General features: G+C 55.8%; 7 protein-coding genes. 4 read left to right on the top strand and 3 right to left on the bottom strand.

The window, feature by feature from the left end:
• Window positions 1–205 precede the first annotated feature (205 nt).
• The gene (locus Q0C28_RS16805) at window positions 206–442 is read left to right on the top strand and encodes a type II toxin-antitoxin system CcdA family antitoxin (protein ID WP_293577513.1); all 237 of its coding nucleotides are present in this window, start codon (window positions 206–208) and stop codon (window positions 440–442) included.
• Entirely contained in the window at window positions 442–741 is a 300-nt protein-coding gene (locus Q0C28_RS16800) for a CcdB family protein (RefSeq protein WP_293577511.1), read from the top strand. The genes Q0C28_RS16805 and Q0C28_RS16800 overlap by 1 nt, the downstream gene beginning before the upstream one ends.
• A gap of 228 nt (window positions 742–969) precedes the next feature.
• Here Q0C28_RS16800 and Q0C28_RS16795 read toward each other — a convergent pair whose 3' ends face one another.
• The gene (locus tag Q0C28_RS16795) at window positions 970–1527 is read right to left on the bottom strand and encodes a TetR/AcrR family transcriptional regulator (protein ID WP_293577509.1); all 558 of its coding nucleotides are present in this window, start codon (window positions 1525–1527) and stop codon (window positions 970–972) included.
• Window positions 1528–1612: 85 nt separating this feature from the next.
• Here Q0C28_RS16795 and Q0C28_RS16790 point away from each other — a divergent pair, with 85 nt between their 5' ends.
• A complete protein-coding gene (locus tag Q0C28_RS16790; RefSeq protein ID WP_293577507.1) occupies window positions 1613–2497 on the top strand; it encodes an alpha/beta fold hydrolase in 885 nt (294 codons plus the stop codon).
• Between the two features lie 376 nt (window positions 2498–2873).
• Here the strand turns inward: Q0C28_RS16790 and Q0C28_RS16785 are convergent, their stop codons facing one another.
• On the bottom strand, window positions 2874–3170 hold the full coding sequence (locus Q0C28_RS16785; protein ID WP_293577505.1) for a DUF2218 domain-containing protein: 297 nt from the start codon (window positions 3168–3170) through the stop codon (window positions 2874–2876).
• Between the two features lie 131 nt (window positions 3171–3301).
• On the opposite strand from Q0C28_RS16785, the gene Q0C28_RS16780 reads away from it, so the two are divergent.
• A complete protein-coding gene (locus tag Q0C28_RS16780; protein ID WP_293577503.1) occupies window positions 3302–3781 on the top strand; it encodes a MarR family winged helix-turn-helix transcriptional regulator in 480 nt (159 codons plus the stop codon).
• 31 nt (window positions 3782–3812) lie between these two features.
• Here Q0C28_RS16780 and Q0C28_RS16775 read toward each other — a convergent pair whose 3' ends face one another.
• A complete protein-coding gene (locus tag Q0C28_RS16775) occupies window positions 3813–5693 on the bottom strand; it encodes a TonB-dependent siderophore receptor (protein WP_293577501.1) in 1881 nt (626 codons plus the stop codon).
• Between the last annotated feature and the right edge of the window lie 125 nt (window positions 5694–5818).

The following is a 5818-nucleotide window of genomic DNA, read 5'->3' as shown; positions in this document are numbered from 1 at the left end:
CGAATACACGTCTTCGAACTTCATAAGTCGAACTTCCTGTAACACTTCTGTCCGCTTCATAACGCCTCCTTTCGGAGACATGATAAAACCGGACAGATCGCATGTTACCTACACCGGACATATCGCTTGTTAGCGACACAGCCCCTACCCGCATGCTTGATCCAGCGGCACTGCGCATATATGATGCGCATGAAAGAGGTGGATCATGCAGTCACAATCCGCACCCAAGAAACCGACAAACCTGACGCTGGATCAAGGGCTTTTGTCCGAAGCGCGCTCTTTTGGGGTTAACCTGTCTCAGGCCGCAGAAGCTGGGTTGAGGCAGGCGGTGCAAGATGCAAAGGCCGAAGCCTGGAAACGCGAAAATGCTGCTGCGCTGCAGTCTTCAAACCGGTGGTTTGAGGAAAAAGGCCTGCCCTTGGATCGCTATCGTCCGTTCTGATGGCCCGATTTGACGTCTACACCAGCTCCGATCGCACCGCGTATCTATTGGACGTTCAGGCCGATCTGTTGGAGAGCCTGAACACGCGGATTGTTGTGCCGTTGATGCCACTCGATGCGGCGCCTGCACCGGCCAAACGGCTGAACCCAGTCTTTGATATCCAATCCGGACGCTATGTGATGGTGACGCAGTTTCTGTCGGCGGTGCCCACATCGCTGCTGAAAACCCCTGTTGCGACCCTTGCGTCCCGCGACAATGATATCATGCAGGCGCTTGATCTGGCGCTGACAGGGATCTGATCACTCTGCCTCGCCCTTAATCACAGGGGTCCGACCGAACCGGCCTGATTGAACTGTCCGGACTTAACTGGGCTCTTCAAACTGCTTTGCGCGCGTGTTTCAAAAATTGTCAGCTGACATTTTGTCAGCCCTCAGCCAATCCCCCTACCCATCCCCTGCCCTGCCCTGCGAAATATCCAGCCAGACGCCATGCTGTTTTGGGCGCGCCAGCAAGCAAGCGTCACAAGATCAGCCCACCGTTTCCTTTCGCAGTTCAGCAGCCAGGTGGTGAAAGGCAGCGCCAGACTGTTGGGCATAGGCGAGGATCCATGCCCCTTGCAGCCGCATGTGCAGCGACAGCGCAGCCTGCTGCGGATCATCAACCCCAAAGCGTTCGGCTTGCCGTGCCAGACCGGCGGTCCACATGTCATAGATCTCTTGCGCGGTTTTGCGCAGCGCAGGTTCAGAGGGGGTGGCCTGCAGGATGCTCACCACCGGGCAGGCGGGCACACAGCTTTGGGGCTCGGCCGCCGCTGCAAGTGCTTCGCAGGCTCGCACCCCACCCTCTTTAAAACTTGCGGCTTGATCAAAACACTGCCCCAGCATCGCTGCGACCCAATCCCCGGCCCAACGGGTTGCAGCATCGGCCAGTTCGACCTTTCCACCCGGAAAATGATAATACAGCGATCCTTTGGGCAAATCCGCAGCCTCTAGGATCTCTTTCAACCCGACCCCGGCATAGCCCTTGCTGCGGAACAGCCGGGACGCTGTGCGGATCAATTTATCGCGGTTCTCACTCGATGACATGACGTCATCTTTAGTCCAGATAGACCAAACGGTCTACATCGTTTATAGACCAAATGGTCTAATGTGTGATGTGCGAGGAACGGCAATGGAGCAGACCGCTGAAACAGTTGTCATCCCCTGTGGTGGATCCACGATGCTGGGCAGGTTTTACCCGGCCAGCGGAGATCCTCGTGCCTCTGTGGTGTTGAACAGCGCGACGGGCGTTCCCCAGCGGTATTATCGTCACTTTGCCCAATGGGCCGCGCAGCAGGGACTGAATGTGCTGACCTATGACTACCGTGACTTTGGCGAAAGCCTCACGCAGCGCCAAAAAGACAGCCCGCTGACAATGGCGGATTGGATGCTGGAGGATCAAAGCGCAGCTTTACGCGCTCTTACCGAATTGACACCTACCGGACCGATCTGGGTTCTGGGACATTCACTGGGCGGGCTTGGTGTTCCATTCCAAGACTATGATCCGCGTGTGAGCCGCATTACCACAATTGGCAGCGGGTTTGCCCATCACTGGGACCATCCGTGGAGCTATCGCCCCTTGGTCATTGCCTTTTGGTTTCTGATCGGTCCGCTGGCAACGACACTGATGGGATATCTGCCGGGAAAAGCGCTTGGGTTTGGTGCGACCCTTCCTGCCGGGGTCTATTGGCAATGGCGCCGTTGGTGCACCAGTCGTGATTTCTATGCCAGCGATATTGGCACCGCCCTGCCCCACCCGAATTACAAACGCGCCCTGCCCCAGCTTCGGATCTGTGTGGCTAAGGACGATGTGGTGGTTCCGCCAGATGGGGTTCGTCGCTACGCCGAGAGTTTGCGCGACTATGGCGCAGATTTTGTTACGTTCGACCCTGCGGTGTATGGTCTGCGCGCGCTCCGCCATATTGAACTGTTCGGTCCGGGTAATGACGCGGTTTGGGCTGATCTATTGGCGCTATCCGAAATATCTGACGACAGTTGCGAGGCTGTGCCCGCGTGATCGGATCATTGCGGACTTGATGTTGGCCCCCGCACTGGTCACCAGTTTGCGCTCGCTGGGTTTTGCGCGCTCAATCGCTTTTGCTTCGATTACACCTTCCGCAATAGCTTCCGCACAGGCGGTTGAAACATTTACCGGGCTGATCAGAATGCTGGGCGCTTAGCCCATTTTGAACCTGTCAGCTTGCCCTTGTATCCGTCTAGATCTTAACCGCTGTCAAACCACGCCAGGGAGCTCTAAATCTCTTCGGGCAGCCATTTAGCAGCAGGACGCTCAAAATGCACTCGCTAGCGGCCGCAGTGCTCTACGGAGCCTGCATTGGCCGGGCACTCTCTGGGCTTCAGTAGCTCCTCCCGGTGAAGGACCTGCGCGGACGTCAGTCGTGTTTTGGTAATGACTGCCACTCCAACGGCATAGGGGCCTCGCGAAACGCAAACCGCAGCAAATGGCGCTCTATCACATCGCAAGTTTCCACCAGTTGTTCCGGCGTGCCTGCTGTTATGAGCATCCGCAATATCTCTTCCGATACCCGCAACTCCGCCAGCCCGCAGCTGAACTCTAGCCGGACACAGCCGTCACCTTCAGTCACCGGAATTTTATGTGAGAAATGGCGCACCATCTTCGCGAAATACCCCTGTGCCCCGGCGGAATAAAACTTTGCTTTTGCTTGCATTCTGACTCTCCCATGGCTTTTTATTGTTCACGTAACAGTTTGTGATAAGAGAATTTCTGCAAAGTTCCCAATTTCTGTATTATGATCCAAAGAGGGCAAAACGCCCTGCTTCAGCGACACAGGTTCTGCCCATGACAGCCAAAGAATCTTCCTCCAGCAACGCTGAGTTTTTTGGCGACTACGACGAACGGGTGGCCTACAACCGCGTCTGGTTCAACGTGATGCGCGCCCATCGGAAATTCCATCCCTGCATTGCGAAGGCCTTGAAAACTTCTGGTCTCAATGACCCGATCTGGTACGAAATCCTGCTCGAGGTTGAGCTTGCCGGCACGGACGGACAGCCAATGGCGGAACTGGAAAAAAAGTTGTTCGTCCCGCAATATGCGCTCTCCCGTCACGTCTCGCGGCTTGAAAAGGAAGGCTATCTGCGGCGTGAGTTTATCGCTGATGGCCGCCGCAAGCAGATCCTATTCCTGACGGAGAAAGGGACCGGAGTACATTTGCGTGTATGGCCGGCCTATGTTGAGGCAATGCAGGCTGAAATCGCGCCGCTCATGAGTACCGAAGACGCCTACGCCTTGTCGCGCCTTCTGATCAAGCTGCTGCCCTGACACAAGGTTCAGGGCAGCAAGCGGTCTTACATCAGAACTTCATCACCGCTTCGATCACGAACGAGCGGCCGGGCTCATTCATGGTGGCAAATCCGGTGAACTCGCCGCCATAGGTCGCACGGTCCGCATAGGTTTCATCAAACAGGTTGTTGATGCTGCCACGAATGGTGGCACCTTTCAGCGCTGGCGGCGAATACTCGGCAAAGAGGTTTACCACCTCGTAACCCGGAATCGCCTGCCCGGCATATGATCCCTGCGGATCATAAGAGGCCGCCGCCTCGAGACTACCGCCAATCAGCATATCGTAATACGGCAGCTCCTGCTGCACTTCCAGCGCCAGAACATGGCCCAAGGGGGCGCCGAAATCGCGGAGGTCGTAGTTGCTTGAGGCCTGCCCGTTCACCTTAGCTTTACTGTAGGAATAAGTCAGACGGGCAAACCCTCCACCCCAGCCATAGGTAGCTCCCAGATTGGCACCTTTGCTTTCGAAATCAACTAGTGTCACTCGTCCGCTCACATCGTCACGGGCGTCGTCAAATTTGGTTTGGAACACCTCGGCACTGAGAGCCCAAGCCCCTGGGGTCCAATCGGCACCGAGAATGATGTTCTTTGCCCGTGATGGGCGCAGACTAGAATAATCACGGGTGTTCCAGAACTCAAAACTGTCGCCCAGATCTACACCACCGAAAACATTCGAGTACCCAGCCCGTACCGAGAATTCATCTGTAATGTCATAAACCAGAGATAGGTTGCCACTTGCACCGCTGTGCGAAGACTGCTGGATTTGTTCAGTGCTGAGCCACCGGTATCCGGTGAAGTCCTGCCAATCATAGCGCAGACCGCCGGAGATGCTCAGCCTGTCTGTGGGTTCAAGGCGTGCCTGAGTAAAGATACCGATGTTGTCGGACTTTTCAGACGCTGTACCCGGCACCACCCACGAGCCTGAGACCTCGGTCTTGCGGTTCTGAAAGTCGATCCCGGCAGTGATACTGTTGTCAACCGACAGATGGAATTCGTTCTGCAGAACAAGCGAGTATGTAGACGATGTGGAAAATGTTGAACCCGCCCAAGGGTCAGTGGGACGGTCTACGTCAGTCGCAGAATATCCAAGGGTCGCAGACGGGTCCCAAAGGCCGGTATTGTTCACATTCTCATAACGCAAGGAGTAAATTTTGCGGGTCGTGTCATAGGCATAGATGCCGCGGCTACTGGCGCCGAAATTCGGCTGGAAATTGCGAATCTCATTGTCCTGGATCTGCTGGCCGGACAGTTCCACCCGGTGACCTTCGTCGGATTCATAGGCAAATTTCAGCAGCCCAACGCTCATATTGGCGGCGGTGCCCGTCATTTCATTGCCGTCACCGTCGCTATAGTTTTCGCCCGTCGCCCGTTTCGCATAACCCAACACCTCAAAACCGCCAGACCGGCCTGTCAGCGTCAGCGATCCCTGAGCAGTCTCGCCGTTGGAAGAATAGCCCAAGCGTGCGATGCCGCCAAGATTCTGACCGTCCTTCAAAATATCTTCGGCATCCACCGTCTCCATGACGACGCGGCCTGCCAACGCACGTGGCCCCGCGTCTGCCGGAGCAACGCCTGGATCGACCCGGACAGATTTCATTAGGCCTGGATCAAAGGCATTGGCGCTCAAATGGTGGAAAATGCGGTTATTTTGCGACACGCCGTCGACTTGGATGGCGAGGTTGAGCATGTCCACACCATTTACGAAAATCTTCTGCGCAATGGGTATGCCACCGCCAACCGAGACGCTGGCGATCCCCGCGAACAGGTCCTTGACGTCACCCAAACGGGCGCGTTCCAGTTCTGCATCTGCCACATAGACCGAAGAGGCCCTGTCAGCAGCGTTACCCTTTTCATCCTGCTGGCGGACGATAATCGGGTCTAGGCAGCACACCTATAAATTCCTTATCATTCGTATTGGCTTGTGCTTCATTTCCAGCAAAACAACATGCTGGGGTGTGAAAATGGCGCGTTCGGACATGAGCGATCTGGAGTGGGAGTTCATCAAGGCAGTCTTGC

Origin of the sequence: Phaeobacter sp. (genome assembly GCF_022825805.1) — a bacterium.
Taxonomy (GTDB): Bacteria; Pseudomonadota; Alphaproteobacteria; order Rhodobacterales; family Rhodobacteraceae; genus Phaeobacter.
The sequence above is the reverse complement of the archived record's forward strand: the minus strand, read 5'-3'. Positions and strand labels throughout refer to the sequence as shown.